Here is a 16,527-nt window from a genome sequence, read left to right on the forward strand (position 1 = left end):
CGCAAGGATTACAGATCGCGATATGCCAAAGCGTGTTGCGTGTTGCGTGTTAGCGTGCGAGCCAATGAGCGAAGCGAATCATTATGGCCGACGATTTCGAGAATTTTTCCCTCCGGGACTACACAGAAAAAGCGTACCTGGATTATTCCATGTACGTGATTCTGGACCGGGCCCTGCCGCACCTCGGCGATGGCTTGAAACCGGTGCAGCGCCGCATCGTCTATGCGATGAGCGAGCTGGGCCTGAAGAACACCGCCAAGTATAAAAAGTCCGCCCGTACCGTGGGCGACGTGCTGGGTAAGTACCACCCCCATGGCGACAGCGCCTGCTACGAGGCCATGGTGTTGATGGCGCAGCCGTTCAGTTATCGCTACCCGCTGGTGGACGGGCAGGGCAACTGGGGCAGCCAGGACGACCCCAAATCGTTCGCCGCCATGCGCTATACCGAGTCGAAGCTGGCACCCTATGCCGAGACGCTGCTGGCGGAACTGGGTCAGGGCACGGTGGAATGGGCGCCGAACTTCGACGGCACCATGGACGAGCCGAAACTGCTGCCGGCGCGCCTGCCCAATGTGCTACTGAACGGCACCACCGGTATCGCCGTCGGCATGAGCACGGATATCCCGCCGCATAACCTGCGCGAAGTCGCTCAGGCCTGTATCCACCTGCTCAAGGACCCCGGTGCCTCACTGGATGATCTGATGGAGTACATCCAGGGACCGGACTTCCCCACCGAAGGGGAAATCATCACTTCCCGCAACGACATCATCCGCATGTACTCGGAAGGCCGGGGAACGCTCAAGCAGCGCGCGGTTTACGACCGGGAAGAGGGGGATATCGTGGTCACCGCGCTGCCTTATCAGGTCTCCGGCGCCAAGGTGCTGGAACAGATCGCCGATCAGATGCAGAAGAAAAAGCTGCCCATGGTCAGTGACCTGCGCGATGAATCCGACCATGAGAACCCCACCCGCCTGGTGATCACGCCGCGCTCCAACCGGGTGGACGTGGAGCAGTTGATGGCGCACCTGTTCGCCACCACCGATCTGGAAAAGAACTACCGGGTCAATCTGAACATGATCGGTATCGACGGGCGGCCGCAGGTGAAGAGCCTGGACGTGATTCTCAACGAGTGGCTGCAATTCCGCATGGTCACCGTGCGCCGCCGGCTGCAGCATCGACTCGACAAGGTGCTCGACCGGCTGCACATCCTGGAAGGTTTGTTGATCGCCTTCCTCAATATCGATGAAGTGATCGAGATCATTCGTCGCGAGGACGCGCCCAAACCGGTGCTGATGGAGCGCTTCGGGCTTTCCGACAAGCAGGCGGAAGCGATCCTGGAATTGAAGCTGCGTCATTTGGCGAAGCTGGAAGAGTTCAAGATCAAGGGCGAGCGTGACGACCTGTCCCAGGAGCGCGACAACCTGGAAGCGACCCTGGGTTCCATGGCCAAGATGAAGAAACTGGTGGCCAAGGAGCTGGAAGAAGACATCGCCACTTACGGCGATGACCGCCGCTCACCGCTGGTGGAGCGTGGCGAAGCCCGGGCCATGGACGAAGCGGATCTGATGGGCTCGGACCCGGTCACCGTGGTGTTGTCCGAGAAAGGCTGGGTGCGTGCCGCCAAGGGCCATGACGTGGACGCCGAGGGGCTCAGTTATAAATCCGGTGACGGCTTCCTGACCGCCGCCAAGGGCAAATCCAACCAGCCGGTGTGCTTCCTCGATTCCACCGGTCGCAGCTACTCGCTGCCGGCCCATACTTTGCCCAGCGCCCGCAGCCAGGGTGAACCGCTGTCCGGACGGGTTAATCCGCCTTCCGGAGCCCGGTTCGTGGCGGCGATCATGGGTAAGGACAAAGACGCCTTTCTGATGAGCACCGACGCCGGCTACGGTTTCGTGGTCCGTTACGGTGATCTGCTTGCCAACAAGAAAGCCGGCAAGACCGTGCTGACCGTGCCCAAAGGCGCCAGGGTGATGGTGCCGAAGCCGATGCCGGCGATTGAGCAGGCGTTGATCGCGGTGGTGTCCAACGAAGGCCGGCTGCTGGTGTTCCCGGCGGCGGATCTGCCGGAAATGGCGCGTGGTAAGGGCAACAAGATGGCCTCCATTCCGTCCGCGCGAGTGGCGGACCGGGTGGAATTCGTGCAGGACATCCAGGTGCTTGGCCCCGAGGATGCCCTGGTGGTGCGTTCCGGCAAGCGTCATTTGAAACTCAAACCCGCGGATCTGGAGCACTACATGGGGGAGCGGGGGCGTCGTGGCGCCAAGCTGCCGCGCGGTTTCCAGAATGTGGACACCATGGATGTGGAGCCCCGCGACTGAGCCAGGGGGCGCCCGGATCGCCGCTTTTGGTTATGATCCGGGCGTTAGACCAAAAGGAGTAGCCGCGTCATGCGTGCCATGTTGACCGGTGTTACCACCGCACTGTTGTTACTGCTGAACACGCTGATCCTGATCGGGCCGATGATGGTGGTCGCCCTGCTCAAACTGGTTTTGCCGGGCAAGGCCCTGCGTAATCGCTGCTCCCGCGGCGTCATGTGGATCGCGGAGACCTGGGCGGGTATCTGCAAGGCGATTTTTTCTTTGATGACACCAACCTGCTGGGAAGTGCGTGGCGCCGAGGGTTTGCGCCGAAACACCTCCTATCTGGTGGTCAGCAACCATCAATCCTGGGTGGACATTCCGGCGCTGGTGCAGGTGCTCAATGGGCAAGTGCCCTACTTCAAATTTTTTCTCAAGAAAGAACTGATCTGGGTACCGTTTCTCGGGTTGGCGTTCTGGGCGCTGGATTACCCATTCATGAAACGCTACACCAAGAGCTATCTGAAGAAGCACCCGGAATTACTCGGTAAGGACCTGGAGATCACCAAGGCCGCCTGCGAGAAATTCAAGGACATGCCGGTGACCGTGGTCAACTACCTGGAAGGCACCCGCCGTACCCCGGAGAAGCAGGCCCGGCAAAATTCCCCCTTCAAGCATCTGCTCAAGCCCAAGGCCGGCGGCGTCGCCTTTGTGCTGGCAGCGCTGGGTGACAGTCTGGACGCCCTGCTGGATGTGACCATCGTCTACCCGAATGACACACCGCCGGGCTTCTGGGATCTGATCAGTGGCCGGGTGGAACGGGTCATCGTGGACCTGCGCATGCGTGAGCTGGATCCGGCATTGTGGCAGGGGGACTACGAGAACGACCCCAAATTCCGTACCGTGATTCAACGGTGGGTCAACGATTTGTGGCGGGAGAAAGACGCCTTGATCGATGAGCTGGCGGATCGGAACCCGAACAGTGTGAGCCCCGAGACCAGGAAGGCCTCCTAGGCAGAGCTTCCCATAGAGACCGGACTACGAAGCCGCTGTAGGAGCTTGCCTGCGAGCGAATATCCCAATGCCGGAGGCCGTATTCGCCAGCAAGCTGGCTCCCACAGTTTGTGCTACGGAGCCGCTGTGGGAGCTTGCTTGCAAGCGAATTGGCTCCCGTTGCCCAAGAATTCGCGTGCAGGCAAGCTCCTACAGCGGCTTCGTAGCAACCCCTGAATTCATGTCCGCCAGGCGATATTTAGAACCGCAATGTCGCCGCCAGATAAGGCCCGCCGATCTCCAGGTCGGTATCCACGCCGCTGACGTCATCCAGTTCCACTTCCAATCGGCTGTAGCCGGCTTCCACGCCAAGCAGGAAGTCGGACTGCCAGCCAACCCGGGCGGTATAGTCGCGCATGTCACTGCCATCGTAGGTGATCGCGTTGACTTCCCCGCCCACATACAGGCCGGTAAGCGGCAGATTGACGCGGGCGGCCAGGTAGCCCATGGGGAAGGTCTTGTTGGCGCTCTCTGAAGCGCTGCGACCGAGGCCGCTCACTTTGAAGTCGGCTTCCATGCGGCGTACCGTCACCCCGAGATCCAGCTTCACCACGTTATTCAGCGGGCTCCAGTAAAGGGTGCCGTCGAGCAGCTCCAGATCCAGGTCGCCGCTGACTTCCTCACCAGCCAGAAAGTCCTGGCCGTTGAAGGAAATGCCACGGCCCAGGGTGTGGCTGCCACCTTCGGAGAACTCCATGTGCCGGATACGCGCATTGGGAATCAGAGGAATGGCGTGCTCCACGCCCACGAACAGCACGTTCTCGCGGCTTTCGTCCAGCCCCAGGTCGTGTTCCACGTCAATGTTGCCTCCACCGGAGGCGATGTCGCCGCTGATCTCCGCGTCCCAGGTGTAGGCCCCGAAATAAGCATCCACCAGCGGGGCGGCCTGAGCCAGGGGGGGCGCGCCCAGTACCAGGGCGCCAAGCATCAATCGTTTCATAATCAGGGTATCCTTCTTGCATTTGAGGGTTGCATTTGAGGGCTGCGGTTGAGGCGCAGTATTGCATCGCCTTCGCCGCAGACCAACCCCGGAAAAGCGGCCACGCCGATGGCCCCGGGCGCCCTTCACGGCTATCCTTGTGGGTTCGGACAGACCGGGAACAGAACCATGGCCAATTCCCTGCAACAGCAGTTAATGAAAGCCGGGCTGGCGGACAAGAAGGCCGCCCGCCGAGCCAAGCAGCAAAAACGTGAGGACGTCAACCGAGCCCGCCGTGAAGGGGGTGACGAAGACGCCGCGGAGCGTGCCCGCCGTCAGCGCCAGGAGCAGGCCGAGCGGGACCGCCAATTGGAAGTCCAGCGGCAGGCCGAGCGTGAGGAAAAGGAGAAGCAGGCCCAGTTGCGGCAACTGATCGAAGCCCATCGCCTGCCCCGGGAACAGGGTGAGGTGGGATTCCGCTTTGTGCAGGAGCGCAAGGTGAAAACCATCTATGTTACCGCCGCGCAGCAAGCTCAACTGGCCAACGGGCGGCTGGCCCTGGTGGCGCAGGGTGAAGGTTATGAGCTGGTGCCCGCCGAGGTGGTGGACAAGATCCGCGAGCGGGATGAAGGCGTCGTCCTGGTGTGCAACACCCCATCCGCGAAGAAGCAGGATGAAGACGATCCCTATGCCGGCTACGAGGTGCCCGACGATCTGATGTGGTAGATCTCCGGTATCGATGAGGCGGCCAGGGCAAGGCCGCCCGAAACGCGGTTTATTACGCTGCTTACAAAAAAATGGACAATAACAACGAGAAACCGAGATGGGATTTCCCAATGTGCTTTATGTCTGGGACGACCGCTTTTTATACCTGACCGAGGGGATTGCTTCCGGCTACACCCAGCGTCACACCGTCACCTTGCTGCTGTCATTGAATGACACGCCCTTCACTCTGTGCGAATCCGACGGCGCGGTACAGCCCTATCACGCTGCCTTGGTGGGCAAACAGGTGACCCGATCGCTGGATGCTGGCTCGGTGCCCTTGTTGTCGCTCAATTTCGACCCGCAGAGTTATGAGTATCATGCGCTTTCGGCTTTTCTCGGGGAGGAGGCGGTCAAGGCTGTGACTCTGGATGACGCGGCCTTGCCATCGGACTGGGTTCGCCGCTGTACCAGCGAGGCTTTCGAGGACGCGGCGTTTTTCCGTCTCACCACACAGTTGCCACGCGCCATCGTCGGATACCAACCGATCCGTATGCCCATTGATATGCGCGTCATGCACATCGCCCAGAAGATCAAAAAGGAATTGCCGCTGACCAGCACGGTGGCGGAGCTGGGGGAAGAGGTCGGGCTGTCCCAGGACCGGCTGACCCATCTGTTTTCGGAATCTCTCGGGATTTCCATAAAAAGCTATTTATTGTGGGCCCGCATGCGCCGGGCGGTGGAATGCATCGCCCGCGGCGATACTCTGATCAGCGTGGCCCATGATGTGGGCTTCTCCGATTCCGCTCATCTTGCCCGTACCCTGAAAGCGTTCTTTGGATTGACGCCATCATTTTTGGCAAGAGGCATGCACCTGCATATGAAATAGCCGCTGCGTTCAAGCCTACCTGTCAGTACGTCCCTAGACTCCCTTGTTTCAATAACACGGTTTCAATAACGCTGTTTTAATAACAAGAATGGGAGTGCTGTAATGCCTTTTTCTGACTTTTCCCTTCGCTATAGGGGCGGTTTATCCGCCGCTTGCGTGTTATCCGTCGCGGTCGCCCTGAGCGGCTGTGGCAGTGATTCCTCCTCCAACCGGTCCTCGGTTTCCTACAACGCCACCATCGAACGAACCACCCAGGGTATCCCCCACATCACCGCCGACGACTATCGTGGTCTCGGTTATGGCCACGGTTATGCCATTGCCGAGGACAATCTTTGTGTGCTGGCGGATGCTTATGTGACCTTCCGCGGAGAACGGTCACAGTATTTCGGTCCGGACGAACCGGCGGCGGTAATGGGGACTTTCGGTTCTCCGTCGAATCTGGAAGCGGATTTCTTCTTCCGGTTTGTCGTTAATGACCAGCAGGTCGAGGACTTCATGGCGGAGCAGCCGCGGGAGATGCGTGACCTGTCCGATGGCTTCGCTGTCGGCTATAACCGCTACCTGAATGAAATCCAGGCCGGCCAACATACCGGTCGCCATGCCGATTGCCGTGATGCGGAGTGGCTTGGCGAAATCGATGAAAAAGCCGTCTTTCGCCGTCTGGTGGCGTTGAATCTGGCGGCCAGCTCCGCCAACTGGGTCGAGGAGATCACCGCAGCCGCGCCACCTTCGGCGGCGCCGCTGCGTCTGCGTAACCCTTCCCTTGAAAGCGACGGCGAGATCAATCTGGATCCGGAGCGGTTCCAACTGGGGCGCCAGTTCGGCATTGGCAGTAACACCTATGCCTTTGGCGGCGAAGCCACCCAGAATGGTCGCTCACTGAACTTCGGCAACCCTCATTGGTATCTGGAAGGCGTGGATCGCTTTTATCAGATGCACATGACCCTGCCGGGCAAACTCGATGTGGCCGGGGTCTCCATCATGGGCGCGCCCATGGTGCTGTTGGGCTTCAACAACAATGTGTCCTGGTCGCATACGGTTTCCACCGCGCGGCGGTTCACTCTTTATCGTCTCGCTTTGAAGGACGGCGACCCGACCACCTACATCAAGGATGGCGCGGAACAGCCCCTGCAAGAGGAAACCATCACCGTTCAGGTGCTTCAGGAGGACGGTTCTCTGGCGCCGGTTTCCCGCACTCTTTATCGTTCCGAGTACGGTCCGATGATCAACCTGTCATCGCTGCACCCGGCGTTGGCCTGGGACACCAATCAGGCGTTCACATTGCGTGACGTGAACCTGGAGAATACCCGCTCGTTCAAGAACTTCTTCGCCTTCGGCCATGCCGGTTCGCTGGACGAGTTCGTGGCCAGCATCAAGCAGTACGTGGGCATTCCCTGGGTGAATACCTCCGCCATCGGCCGCGACGACGAGCGTGCGCTGTATTCCGATATCACCGCGGTTCCCAACGTGCCGGACAGCATGTTGGCGGGCTGTCTGGTGCCGACCCTGGGACCGGTCATCCTGCAGGCGGTACCCGGTCTGCCACTGCTGGACGGTAGCCGTTCCGAGTGTGACTGGAAAACCGACTCGGATTCCGCCGCGCCGGGGACGTTCGGTCCGGCTAACCTGCCGGTGCTGCTGACCACGGATTACATTGCCAACATGAATGACAGCTATTGGCTGAGTAATCCGGACCAGCCGCTGACCGGTTACGCCGGCATCATGGGTCAGGAAGACTATGAGCAAAGCCTGCGTACCCGCATGGGGCACATGATGGTGGAAGACCGCAAGGCGGGCACCGATGACCTCGGTACGGCCGGCGCCAGCAGTGAGACGGTGCGGGAGATGGTGCTGAATAGCCGTAACCTGAGCGCGGAGCTGCTCAAGGCGGAGGTGCTGCCCCTGGTTTGCCCGGGCGATACTGTTGATGAGGATACCGCCTGCACCGTGCTGACTACCTGGGACAATACCGGCAACCTGGATGCGGCCGGCGCTCATATCTGGAATGCGTTCTGGCTCAAGATCCGCGACCAGGATGAGCTTTACGCCAATCCGTTCAAGGCGGAAGATCCGATTCACACGCCGAATGGCCTGAATATTGGAAATGCGGATGTGGTTGCCGCTGTGGAAGCCGCTTTCTCCGAGGCTGTGCAGGACGTAGTGGATTCCGGTGTGGCTCTGGACGCCAAGGTTCGTGACTGGCAGAAGTACGCCAAGGCTGGGACGGACATCCCGCAGTTCGGCGGTGAGGGCTATGAAGGCTACTTCACGGTGCTGCGCAACACCTACATGCACGTGGTGGATTTCCCGGAAGGCGAGCCGGTGCGGGCCTACACCATGCTCACCCACGCGGTGACCACGGATCCGGCCAGCCCGTATTACAGCGAGGCCACCGAGGATTATGCAGAGAAGAAATGGCTCGAGTTCCCGTTCACCGAGGAACAGATCAAGCAACAAAGTATCTCCATCACCGAACTGAGCGAGTAAAACGCGGCGGCGCGGACGGGTCGGCCGTCCGCGCCTCGCCGCCTTTCACCATCCCTCCTATAACCACGGCTCCAGCGCGACCAGGGAACCTTCAAACATATTTTGTATTCCTTGTGTTGGGGATCTGCGCCTCCGTCGGGGGCGCGGGTCTGTACGTGGGCCTTCCGGGATCGCTGTGAATACGTCCATGTAAGCTCCCGGTTTGACGTCCCTGTCAAACAGGGTCCCGGAAGGCCCACGTACAGACCCGCTTGGAGTGAGCCACGGCGTTCCGGGTTCCGACAACGACAGCCGCTGACACAGAAGGGGCTACGAAGCCGCTGTGGGAGCTTGCCTGCAAGCGAATATTACAAACCGCCCGAGCTAGCCCCATTCGCTTGCAGGCACGCTCCCACAGCGGCGTTGTAGCGGCCACCGAAGCTAGAAGAACACCAGTGTTTGCCGGTTACCTCGAAGCTGATCTGTGTTACGCCTTTGCGGGACCCTGTCGAACAGGGACGTTCGACCGGGAGCTTACATGGACGTATTCACGGCGTTCCCGCCAAGGCGTAACACAGATCAGCGTCCCTGATGGAGGGTAATCTTGTTTCCCTCTGAATGAGATGAAGTAAAAAAACGGTCGCGCTGTCCGCGTCACGCGCTTCCTGGAAGGGGCTTTGATAGACTTGGTCAATAATTCGGAGAGGATAAACGATCCGACCAGGAACCGCGGCGAGAGGAATTCGGCTTGGACGTATTGAATGAGCTGTCCCAGGCTCTGGACGGCGTATTGATCCGCTTGCGCCGGGAGTTGCGCGACGGGTTGCGTCGCGAGGGAATCCGGTTGCCACCGCCGGCGGTGCAGGTGCTGTTGCTGCTGCAGCGGCGCGGGTCGATGGGGATGCGCGATGTGGCGGTTTGCTCCGGCAGGGACAAGGGCCAGCTGACCCGGCTGGTGACCGCTTTGGTGGATGAGGGGCTGGTGGAACGCCAGGTCAATGATCTGGATCGCCGTGCCGCCAGAGTCTCGCTGACCGCCAAGGGGTTGAGCGCTGCCTCCCTCTGTGCCCGCATTGAGCGGCGCGCGCTGCATCATCTTTGTGAGCCGTTGTCCGCTTCCGATCAGGCCTCCCTGACGCGGCTACTGCGCCGTTGTCTGCAGGAAGACCAAGGCTGAAGGTCATGCCGGCGGGGCCAAACCGAGGAGGATGTCTTGTTGACCTTCCCGGCCTTGCTTAACCTTTGATCCATTATCGCGTCGGTGCCCGGGGATCGGGAGCGGGGCGGGCCAGCCACAGGTGAGGAGCGTCCAGGTGTCATCCGGAATCATCAAAAGCAATGGTATGGAGCTGTACTACGACGCCCGCGGGCCCGAGGACGGCGAGCCGATCCTGTTCATCATGGGGTTGTCCGCCCAGTGGGTGTTCTGGCCGGAGGCGCTGCTGGATGATCTGGCGCGCCGCGGTTACCGGGTGATCGCTTTTGATAACCGGGACGCGGGGATGTCCACCGCCATTCGCGCGCCGATCCGGCAGGGGCCGGTGGGCGCGATGGCTCGCTACATGCTGGGGATGCCGGTGGCGGCGCCGTACACCCTGGTGGATATGGTGGCGGATACAGTGGGCCTGCTGGACGCACTCGGCATTGCCAGGGCGCATTTGGTGGGCGCTTCCATGGGCGGCATGATCGCGCAACTGACAGCAGCAACCCAGGTCAGCCGGGTGCTCAGTCTTACCTCGATCATGTCCAGCAACAACAGCCCGTTCCTGCCGCCACCGAAACCGGCGGCGCTGAAAACCCTGGTGGCGCCCAAGGTGCAAGTGGAAACACTGGATCAGTATCTGGCGTTTGGCCGTGACATGATGAGCAGGATCGGCGGTACCCTGCCGCAGGATCAGGAGGATCTGGAGCGGGCGTTCCGGCAGAGCTGGGAACGCGGCTTGAATCCGCGCGGTATCCGTAATCAATTCATGGCCATTCTCGCCACCGGCAGTCTCAATCGGTATTTGCGCCGGGTCCGCTGCCCGGCGCAAATCATTCACGGTGGCAGTGATCCTCTGATCCGCCCCGCCGGCGGCAAGGCCTCGGCCAAGGCGATTCCCGGTGCCCGTCTGGCGATTCTGGAAGGGATGGGCCATGACCTGCCGCCCGCCGTGTTGCCGCGTGTCGGAGAACTGATTGCCGCCACCGCGCAGCGCGCCGGGGCGTCACGCCCGTTGGGTGGGGAAGGTGAGCACCTGGCGGATGTCGCGATATCCGTGGATGGCCATCAATAGCCGTTCCACCCCCATGGCCACGCCACTGCAGGACGGCAGGCCGGCTTGCAGCGCGGCCAGAAGATGCGGGTCCGGTGCCATGGCGCGGTCACCGTGTCCGGCACGCTGCTGGTTGTCGGCGGCGAAGCGCCGGGACTGCTCGCCGGCGTCGGTCAGTTCCTGATAGCCGTTGGCCAGCTCCAGGCCGCCGTGGTAAATCTCGAAGCGCCGCGCCACTGGCGCACCGTCCTCATCCTCCCGCACCTGAGCCAGCGCCGCCGCCCAACCGGGGAAGTCGGTGACCACGGTGAGCGTGGCCGGGTCCAGTGCGGTTTCCACTTGTGTCGCCATCAGGAAGTCCACTGACTGACGGTGATCCAGGCCTTGCGGCGCGCCGGCCTCGACGGCGGCGGCCACCAGCGCCGCTGGCGGGCAGGTCAGTGGATCCAGCCCGGTGACCTCGGCGAACAGGCGGCGGAAAGGGCGGATCACATTGGGCCGCCGGAGCCACTGACCCAGCAGCGCCAGACACTCGTCGATCAGTTGTTCCAGGGAGAAACCGGGCCGATACCACTCCAGCATGGTGAATTCCGGATTGTGGCGGGGGCCGGCCTCGCCGTGACGGAACACTCGGGACAACTGGTAGATCGGGCCGCTGCCGGCGGCCAGCAGCCGCTTCATGTGGTACTCCGGCGAGCTTTGCAGCCAGCCGTAGCCGGGCACTTCGATGCAGTGGATGTGCGGGTCAGTGACGCCATGAGCGGCCAGTGCCGGGGTTTCCACCTCCAGCACGCCATGGGCATCAAAAAAAGCGCGCACCGCTTGAAGCAGGGCGGCACGCGCTTTCATGGCCTCCGGGGAGGCGGCGGGTTGCCAGATCCGGGACGGCATGGTTATCCGGCGTCAGGACACGGCCAGGCGATGCTCAGCCTTTGATCCGGCCGACGTATTCGCCGGTCCGGGTGTCCACCTTGACCACCTCGCCCACCTGCACGAACAGCGGTACCCGGACCACCGCGCCGGTGGTGAGGGTGGCGGGTTTGCCACCGGTGCCGGCGGTGTCGCCTTTCAGGCCAGGATCGGTTTCCACGATCTCCAGCTCGACGAAGTTGGGCGCGGACACCGACAGCGGCTCACCGTTGTACAGGGTGATTTCGCACAGGTCTTCTTCCTTCAGCCACTGCTTGGCGTCGCCCACGGCGGCGGCATCGGCGGCTTTCTGCTCGAAGCTCTGCGGATCCATGAAGTGCCAGAATTGGCCATCGCTGTAGAGATACTGCATCTCCACGTCCATGACGTCGGCGCCTTCCAGGCTGTCCCCGGACTTGAACGTCCGTTCCCAGACCTTGCCGCTTTTCAGGTTGCGCAGTTTGACCCGGTTGAATGCCTGGCCCTTGCCGGGCTTGACGAACTCGTTCTCGATGATGGAACAGGGGTCCCCATCAAGCATCACTTTCAAGCCGGACTTGAATTCACTGGTAGAATAGTTGGCCATAAACCCTTTCCGTTGATTCAGGAATCTTTCGATGGCGTTACAAAGGTTGGCCATGATAACGCAGGAGGCCGACGGTTGGCAGGTGCCGGAGTGGCGTCGGCAGCAAGCGGACCTGGTCACCGACCTGGACCAGCTCTGCGAACTGCTGGAACTGAACCGTGCCGACCTGACCGCCGGGGCCGATCCGGCCAGTGATTTTCCCCTGCGGGTGCCACGGGCCTATCTGGACCGGATCGAAAAGGGCAACCCCGCGGATCCGCTGCTGCGGCAGGTGCTCGCGCATCGGGATGAGCGCCGGGAGGTGCCCGGTTACGGGCCGGATCCGCTGGATGAGAGCGCGCATACGCCGGTGCCGGGAGTGCTGCACAAGTACCACGGGCGCGCCTTGCTGGTGGTGACCGGCGCCTGCGCGGTGCACTGCCGCTATTGTTTCCGCCGCCATTTTCCCTATCAGACCCACCTCAGCGGCGGGCGCTGGCGGGCGGCGCTGGACTGGCTGGCGCGGCGCGAGGACATTCAGGAGGTAATTCTCAGTGGCGGGGACCCGCTGACCCTGAGTAACGGACGGTTGCGGCAGTTGCTGGATGAACTGGCGGCCTTGCCGCATCTGCGCCGGCTGCGTGTGCATACGCGCACGCCGGTGGTGCTGCCGGCCCGGCTGGATCAGGAACTGATCGAGTTGTTGGCCCGGCCGCGCTGGCGTACCACCGTGGTGTTTCACGCCAATCATGCCCGGGAGATTTCCCCACAGCTGGCAGCGGCCTGTACCCGCCTTGGCGCGGCGGGGGTGACCCTGCTGAACCAATCGGTGTTGCTGGCCGGCGTGAACGACAACAGCGATGCTCTGGTGGCCTTGTCCGAGGCTCTGCACGAGGCGCGGGTGCTGCCCTATTACCTGCATCAACTGGACGCGGTGGCCGGAGCGGCTCACTTCGCCGTGGACGACCAGCGGGCCCTGGTGCTGGTGCGGGAAATGCGCGGGCGCCTGCCGGGCTTCCTGGTGCCACGGCTGGCGCGTGAAGAGCCTGGGGAGAACGCGAAAACCGTATTGGCGGGGTGAAGGGAATCCGGGGCGGTGATTGATTTTACATTTTCTCTTTATTCAATTAAATTCTGTGACTTGTGTCACAAATAATCATTGAATCGGCCCCCGGATTCTAAGGAACCTCCGAATCAAGGGCCCCGAATTATTGGGGAAGCACCGTCATGGATGAGGTCATCTGGACCATACCGGCCGAGGAACGCCCGCCGGACCTGGATCGCTTGCCGTTCGCCAATCACCGTCCCCGTCGTCTGGCCGCCTGGCTGGCAAAGTTGCCCATGGAAGAACCGCTGGAAAGCGCGGAGCGTTTAGCCGCGGTGCTTTCCGATCTCTGCCGTCTGCGGGCGGAGGCTCCGTTGCGGATGACCCTGCTGGAACTGTGCCGGCCGCGAGTCCGGCAATGCCGCCAGGCCCTGGACAGCTACCTGCTCAACCTGCCGTTGTCTCCGCGGGGCGCCGATCTGGACATGCTCTACCTGGGCGTGCGCCTGCATGATCGCCTGGCGCTGGGGTATCAGGGCGTCGCCCGTTCGGCTCTGGTGGGGCGGGGGCTGCCGTCACGACAGGCGGCGGCCGTGGCGTTGCAGCGAACCCTGGAGCAACTGGGGCACGGTCTGTTGTTGTATCTGTTGCTGCATCGCCCTCCCGAGCCGGGATTGTGGCGGCGCCTGCACCGGCTCTATGCGGTAGCCGAGCATCAGGGGCTGGAGGCTCTGGCGGTGGACGACGAGGACTGGCCGGGACGGGAAACCTCGGTGGCGGTGACCTACCGCCGCCTGGTGTTGCTGGCCAGCGCTCAACCGGGTTCCTTGTCGCGGCCGGCGGTGCTGGCGCTATACCGGGCCGCCGCGCAATGGGCGCGCTGGCTGACCCTGGAGCCGTTGGAAGGGCGGGCTCTGTTCCGGGTGGATCTGGATTCCGACCGGCCGCCTTCCTGCGCCGATTCCGGCGGCGGTTTCAACACGCGTTATTTCGACCCCCGACCGCTGGCCGCGGCCCTGACCCGGCGGGGTGAGGGTGAGGCGCAGCGTTTGCATGATCATTTGCGTTGGGCCTGGGAGCCGGAGCCGGTGTCCAGGGCATCGACGCAGGATTGCGGCTGATCCTTTTTCACACGATCGAAGGATCGTTTTGGAGAACCCGAAAGGGTCAGGCACAATAGCTTGTCTACGAATAATGGATGAGTACCTGCGCCGATGAGTTACGCTCTCGATACCCTTCGCCTGCTGATCGCGCACGATTCCCAGGACGACGCGGAACAACTGATGAATGCCCTGCGCAATGCCGGGCGCGCCACCCGGGCTCACCTGGCCCTGAACGACGACGATCTGGTCCGGGCCCTCAAGGGCGGCACCTGGGAACTGATGCTGTGCCGGCCCCGCTTTGGTGACGGCAGCTTCGAGCGGGCGCTGGAACACATCAATCGCCTCGGGCGGGCCCTGCCGGTGGTGCTGCTGTGCGATGACTACTCCGCGGACCGGGTGCGCACCGCGATGGCGGCGGGCGCCAGGGCGGTGGTGCCGGTGGACGACCGCGAGTTGCTGATGCTGATGGTGGATCGGATGATCGAGTTCCTGCGTCTGCGCCGGGAACTGCAGCACTCGGAAATCATTCGCCATGAGGCGGAGAAGCGGCTGGCGTTGTTGATGGATCAGAGCCGGGACGCCATCGCCTACGTCCTCGACGGCATGCACATCCACGCCAACGACAATTATGTCTCGATCTTCGGCTATCAGGGCGCCGACGACCTGGCCGGCGTGCCGATCATGGACCTGATCTCCGCCAGCGACCACGCCCGTCTGAAACAGCTGCTGCGTGGCCGCGCCGCTGACGCCAGCCAGACCGACGAACTGCAATGCCGGGGGCTTCGTACCGACGGTGAAGAGTTCGATGCGACTTTTGTGTTCTCCCCCAGTACCTATGATGGCGAGACCTGTACCCAGATCGTCATCCGCGTCAGTGAAGTGGATGAAAGTGCTATCCAGGCGCGGTTGGACGAGATCGTGCAGACCGACCAGGTCACCGGCCTGTACAGCCGTTCCTGGTTCATGGAGCAGTTGGACCAGGCGGTTGGTGACGCGGCACGCCAGGGACAACTGGCGGCGGTGTTGTATTTGCGTGTGGATGATTTCGAGCAGCACCAGTCCGCTTTGGGCATGGAGGATGCGGACCAAGTGCTGCGGGCGGTGGCGGACTGGCTGCGCCGGCACTGCGCCGACGCCAAACTGGCGCGCATGGACGGCGAGGACTTCGCCGTGCTGCGGCCGGTCAACGACATCGATGAGGCCCGCGCCATGGCGGAATCATTGTGTACCGGCATCGCCGGACTGATGCCGGAAGTGGCTTCCCGTACCGTTCATATCAGTGCCAGTGTCGGGCTGGCCTTCGCCCGTGAGGACGCCCATAGCAGCCATTCGATCCTGACGCTGGCGTTGAAATGCTGTCACCAGGCCCAGCGCGAGAACGGCGGCAAGGGCAACGCGGTGAAGGTGCATGATCCCATGGACGACGTCGCTTCCGGGTCACAGGAGGCGATCGTGCTGAGTCTGCGGGAAGCGTTGGAACACAACGGTTTCCAACTGCGCTATCAACCTCTGATGAATCTTGATGATGATCGCGAGCAGCTATTCGAGGTGTTCGTGCAGATGCCGCAACGCCAGGGTGAGCCGCTGGCCGCCGCCGAATTCATGCCGGTGGCGGCGGAAATGGGCATGGCCGGGCGGGTGGATCGCTGGATCATACTGAACGCCATGCGCGCCGCCGCCGCGCAATCACGGGTGCCGGGGCTGTTGATCAACCTCAGTGGCTTTTCGGTGGGCGAGGCCGGCCTGGTGGACTGGCTGGCCAAAGCCTTGCGCGCGGCACGGTTGCGCCCGGCTCTGGTGACCTTCCAGCTTACCGAAGGGGACGCGGTCAATCATCTGAAGCAGGCGGCGGCGTTCGGCCGGGACCTTCGCAAACTGGGATGTGGTCTCTCGATCAGCCGTTTCGGCGGCAGCCTGGACCCGTTCAAACTGCTTGAACATCTGCCCGCCAGCATGGTCAAGTTCGAGGGCTCCTTCACCCAGGAACTGGGTAAGCCGGAAAGCCGTGACCGCTTCGCCGAACTGGTCAAGCGGGCCGGGGAAAAGGGCTGTCGCACCGTGGTCGGGTTCGTCGAATCCGCCGCGCAGATGCAGGCGCTGTGGACCCTGGGCGGGGTGGATTATCTGCAAGGCTATTACCTGCAGGCGCCCACCGAGGAGTTGCTGGTGATGGAAGCCGAGGAGGAGTGAAGCCCGAGAGTCGCGGTTCGTGGGCCACTGGAGTCGCATATGTAGGAGCTTTGTCCGGGCGGCGGGCCGCTGCAAGCGAATCCCAGGAGGGCGGGAGCTAATTCGCTTGCAGGCAAGCTTGTATGGTTTCC

13 protein-coding genes are annotated in these 16,527 nt (G+C 62.2%); 10 read left to right on the plus strand and 3 right to left on the minus strand.

Features of this window, described 5'->3' with window-relative positions; translation table 11 throughout:
- Nucleotides 1-83: 83 nt before the first annotated feature.
- Complete coding sequence (gene parC, locus MA04_RS20500; RefSeq protein WP_262462576.1) at nucleotides 84-2,321, plus strand: DNA topoisomerase IV subunit A; 2,238 nt, start codon at nucleotides 84-86, stop codon at nucleotides 2,319-2,321.
- Between the two features lie 69 nt (nucleotides 2,322-2,390).
- Complete coding sequence (locus MA04_RS20505) at nucleotides 2,391-3,314, plus strand: acyltransferase (RefSeq protein WP_163123189.1); 924 nt, start codon at nucleotides 2,391-2,393, stop codon at nucleotides 3,312-3,314.
- Between the two features lie 238 nt (nucleotides 3,315-3,552).
- Here the strand turns inward: MA04_RS20505 and MA04_RS20510 are convergent, their stop codons facing one another.
- Complete coding sequence (locus tag MA04_RS20510; protein ID WP_163123192.1) at nucleotides 3,553-4,293, minus strand: TIGR04219 family outer membrane beta-barrel protein; 741 nt, start codon at nucleotides 4,291-4,293, stop codon at nucleotides 3,553-3,555.
- A gap of 168 nt (nucleotides 4,294-4,461) precedes the next feature.
- Between MA04_RS20510 and MA04_RS20515 the strand changes: the two genes are divergently transcribed.
- From MA04_RS20515 to MA04_RS20535, 5 genes are all read left to right on the plus strand, one after another.
- Complete coding sequence (locus tag MA04_RS20515; protein ID WP_163123195.1) at nucleotides 4,462-4,998, plus strand: DUF2058 domain-containing protein; 537 nt, start codon at nucleotides 4,462-4,464, stop codon at nucleotides 4,996-4,998.
- 97 nt (nucleotides 4,999-5,095) lie between these two features.
- The gene (locus tag MA04_RS20520; RefSeq protein ID WP_163123197.1) at nucleotides 5,096-5,863 is read left to right on the plus strand and encodes a helix-turn-helix transcriptional regulator; all 768 of its coding nucleotides are present in this window, start codon (nucleotides 5,096-5,098) and stop codon (nucleotides 5,861-5,863) included.
- 102 nt (nucleotides 5,864-5,965) lie between these two features.
- Nucleotides 5,966-8,350 carry a penicillin acylase family protein gene (locus MA04_RS20525; RefSeq protein WP_262462578.1) on the plus strand — a complete coding sequence of 795 codons (2,385 nt, stop codon included), beginning with the start codon at nucleotides 5,966-5,968 and terminating at the stop codon, nucleotides 8,348-8,350.
- A gap of 727 nt (nucleotides 8,351-9,077) precedes the next feature.
- A complete protein-coding gene (locus MA04_RS20530; protein ID WP_262462579.1) occupies nucleotides 9,078-9,506 on the plus strand; it encodes a MarR family winged helix-turn-helix transcriptional regulator in 429 nt (142 codons plus the stop codon).
- Nucleotides 9,507-9,642: 136 nt separating this feature from the next.
- Nucleotides 9,643-10,605 carry an alpha/beta fold hydrolase gene (locus MA04_RS20535; RefSeq protein WP_163123202.1) on the plus strand — a complete coding sequence of 321 codons (963 nt, stop codon included), beginning with the start codon at nucleotides 9,643-9,645 and terminating at the stop codon, nucleotides 10,603-10,605.
- Here the strand turns inward: MA04_RS20535 and epmA are convergent.
- Together epmA and efp are read right to left on the minus strand one after the other, a co-directional pair.
- The gene (gene epmA / locus MA04_RS20540; RefSeq protein ID WP_262462580.1) at nucleotides 10,537-11,475 is read right to left on the minus strand and encodes an EF-P lysine aminoacylase EpmA; all 939 of its coding nucleotides are present in this window, start codon (nucleotides 11,473-11,475) and stop codon (nucleotides 10,537-10,539) included. The two genes, MA04_RS20535 and epmA, sit on opposite strands and share 69 nt — an antisense overlap.
- 34 nt (nucleotides 11,476-11,509) lie before the next feature.
- The gene (gene efp, locus MA04_RS20545; protein WP_163123206.1) at nucleotides 11,510-12,079 is read right to left on the minus strand and encodes an elongation factor P; all 570 of its coding nucleotides are present in this window, start codon (nucleotides 12,077-12,079) and stop codon (nucleotides 11,510-11,512) included.
- Between the two features lie 52 nt (nucleotides 12,080-12,131).
- On the opposite strand from efp, the gene epmB reads away from it, so the two are divergent.
- The 3 genes from epmB (at nucleotide 12,132) to MA04_RS20560 (ending at nucleotide 16,396) form a co-directional block, all read left to right on the plus strand.
- Nucleotides 12,132-13,139 carry an EF-P beta-lysylation protein EpmB gene (epmB, locus tag MA04_RS20550; protein ID WP_262462582.1) on the plus strand — a complete coding sequence of 336 codons (1,008 nt, stop codon included), beginning with the start codon at nucleotides 12,132-12,134 and terminating at the stop codon, nucleotides 13,137-13,139.
- A gap of 146 nt (nucleotides 13,140-13,285) precedes the next feature.
- The gene (locus tag MA04_RS20555) at nucleotides 13,286-14,224 is read left to right on the plus strand and encodes a hypothetical protein (protein WP_262462583.1); all 939 of its coding nucleotides are present in this window, start codon (nucleotides 13,286-13,288) and stop codon (nucleotides 14,222-14,224) included.
- A gap of 93 nt (nucleotides 14,225-14,317) precedes the next feature.
- The gene (locus tag MA04_RS20560) at nucleotides 14,318-16,396 is read left to right on the plus strand and encodes an EAL domain-containing protein (RefSeq protein ID WP_262462584.1); all 2,079 of its coding nucleotides are present in this window, start codon (nucleotides 14,318-14,320) and stop codon (nucleotides 16,394-16,396) included.
- Nucleotides 16,397-16,527: the final 131 nt, after the last annotated feature.

It is taken from the genome of Alloalcanivorax balearicus MACL04, from assembly GCF_025532145.1.
GTDB classification, from domain to species: Bacteria; Pseudomonadota; Gammaproteobacteria; order Pseudomonadales; family Alcanivoracaceae; genus Alloalcanivorax; species Alloalcanivorax balearicus.

Excerpts from the sequence above, each read along its gene's own strand:
- parC (WP_262462576.1), top strand. The coding sequence starts at position 84 with ATGGCCGACGATTTCGAGAATTTTTCCCTCCGGGACTACACAGAAAAA.
- MA04_RS20505 (WP_163123189.1), top strand. The coding sequence starts at position 2,391 with ATGCGTGCCATGTTGACCGGTGTTACCACCGCACTGTTGTTACTGCTG.
- MA04_RS20510 (WP_163123192.1), bottom strand. The coding sequence starts at position 4,293 with ATGAAACGATTGATGCTTGGCGCCCTGGTACTGGGCGCGCCCCCCCTG.
- MA04_RS20515 (WP_163123195.1), top strand. The coding sequence starts at position 4,462 with ATGGCCAATTCCCTGCAACAGCAGTTAATGAAAGCCGGGCTGGCGGAC.
- MA04_RS20520 (WP_163123197.1), top strand. The coding sequence starts at position 5,096 with ATGGGATTTCCCAATGTGCTTTATGTCTGGGACGACCGCTTTTTATAC.
- MA04_RS20525 (WP_262462578.1), top strand. The coding sequence starts at position 5,966 with ATGCCTTTTTCTGACTTTTCCCTTCGCTATAGGGGCGGTTTATCCGCC.
- epmA (WP_262462580.1), bottom strand. The coding sequence starts at position 11,475 with ATGCCGTCCCGGATCTGGCAACCCGCCGCCTCCCCGGAGGCCATGAAA.
- efp (WP_163123206.1), bottom strand. The coding sequence starts at position 12,079 with ATGGCCAACTATTCTACCAGTGAATTCAAGTCCGGCTTGAAAGTGATG.
- epmB (WP_262462582.1), top strand. The coding sequence starts at position 12,132 with ATGATAACGCAGGAGGCCGACGGTTGGCAGGTGCCGGAGTGGCGTCGG.
- MA04_RS20555 (WP_262462583.1), top strand. The coding sequence starts at position 13,286 with ATGGATGAGGTCATCTGGACCATACCGGCCGAGGAACGCCCGCCGGAC.
- MA04_RS20560 (WP_262462584.1), top strand. The coding sequence starts at position 14,318 with ATGAGTTACGCTCTCGATACCCTTCGCCTGCTGATCGCGCACGATTCC.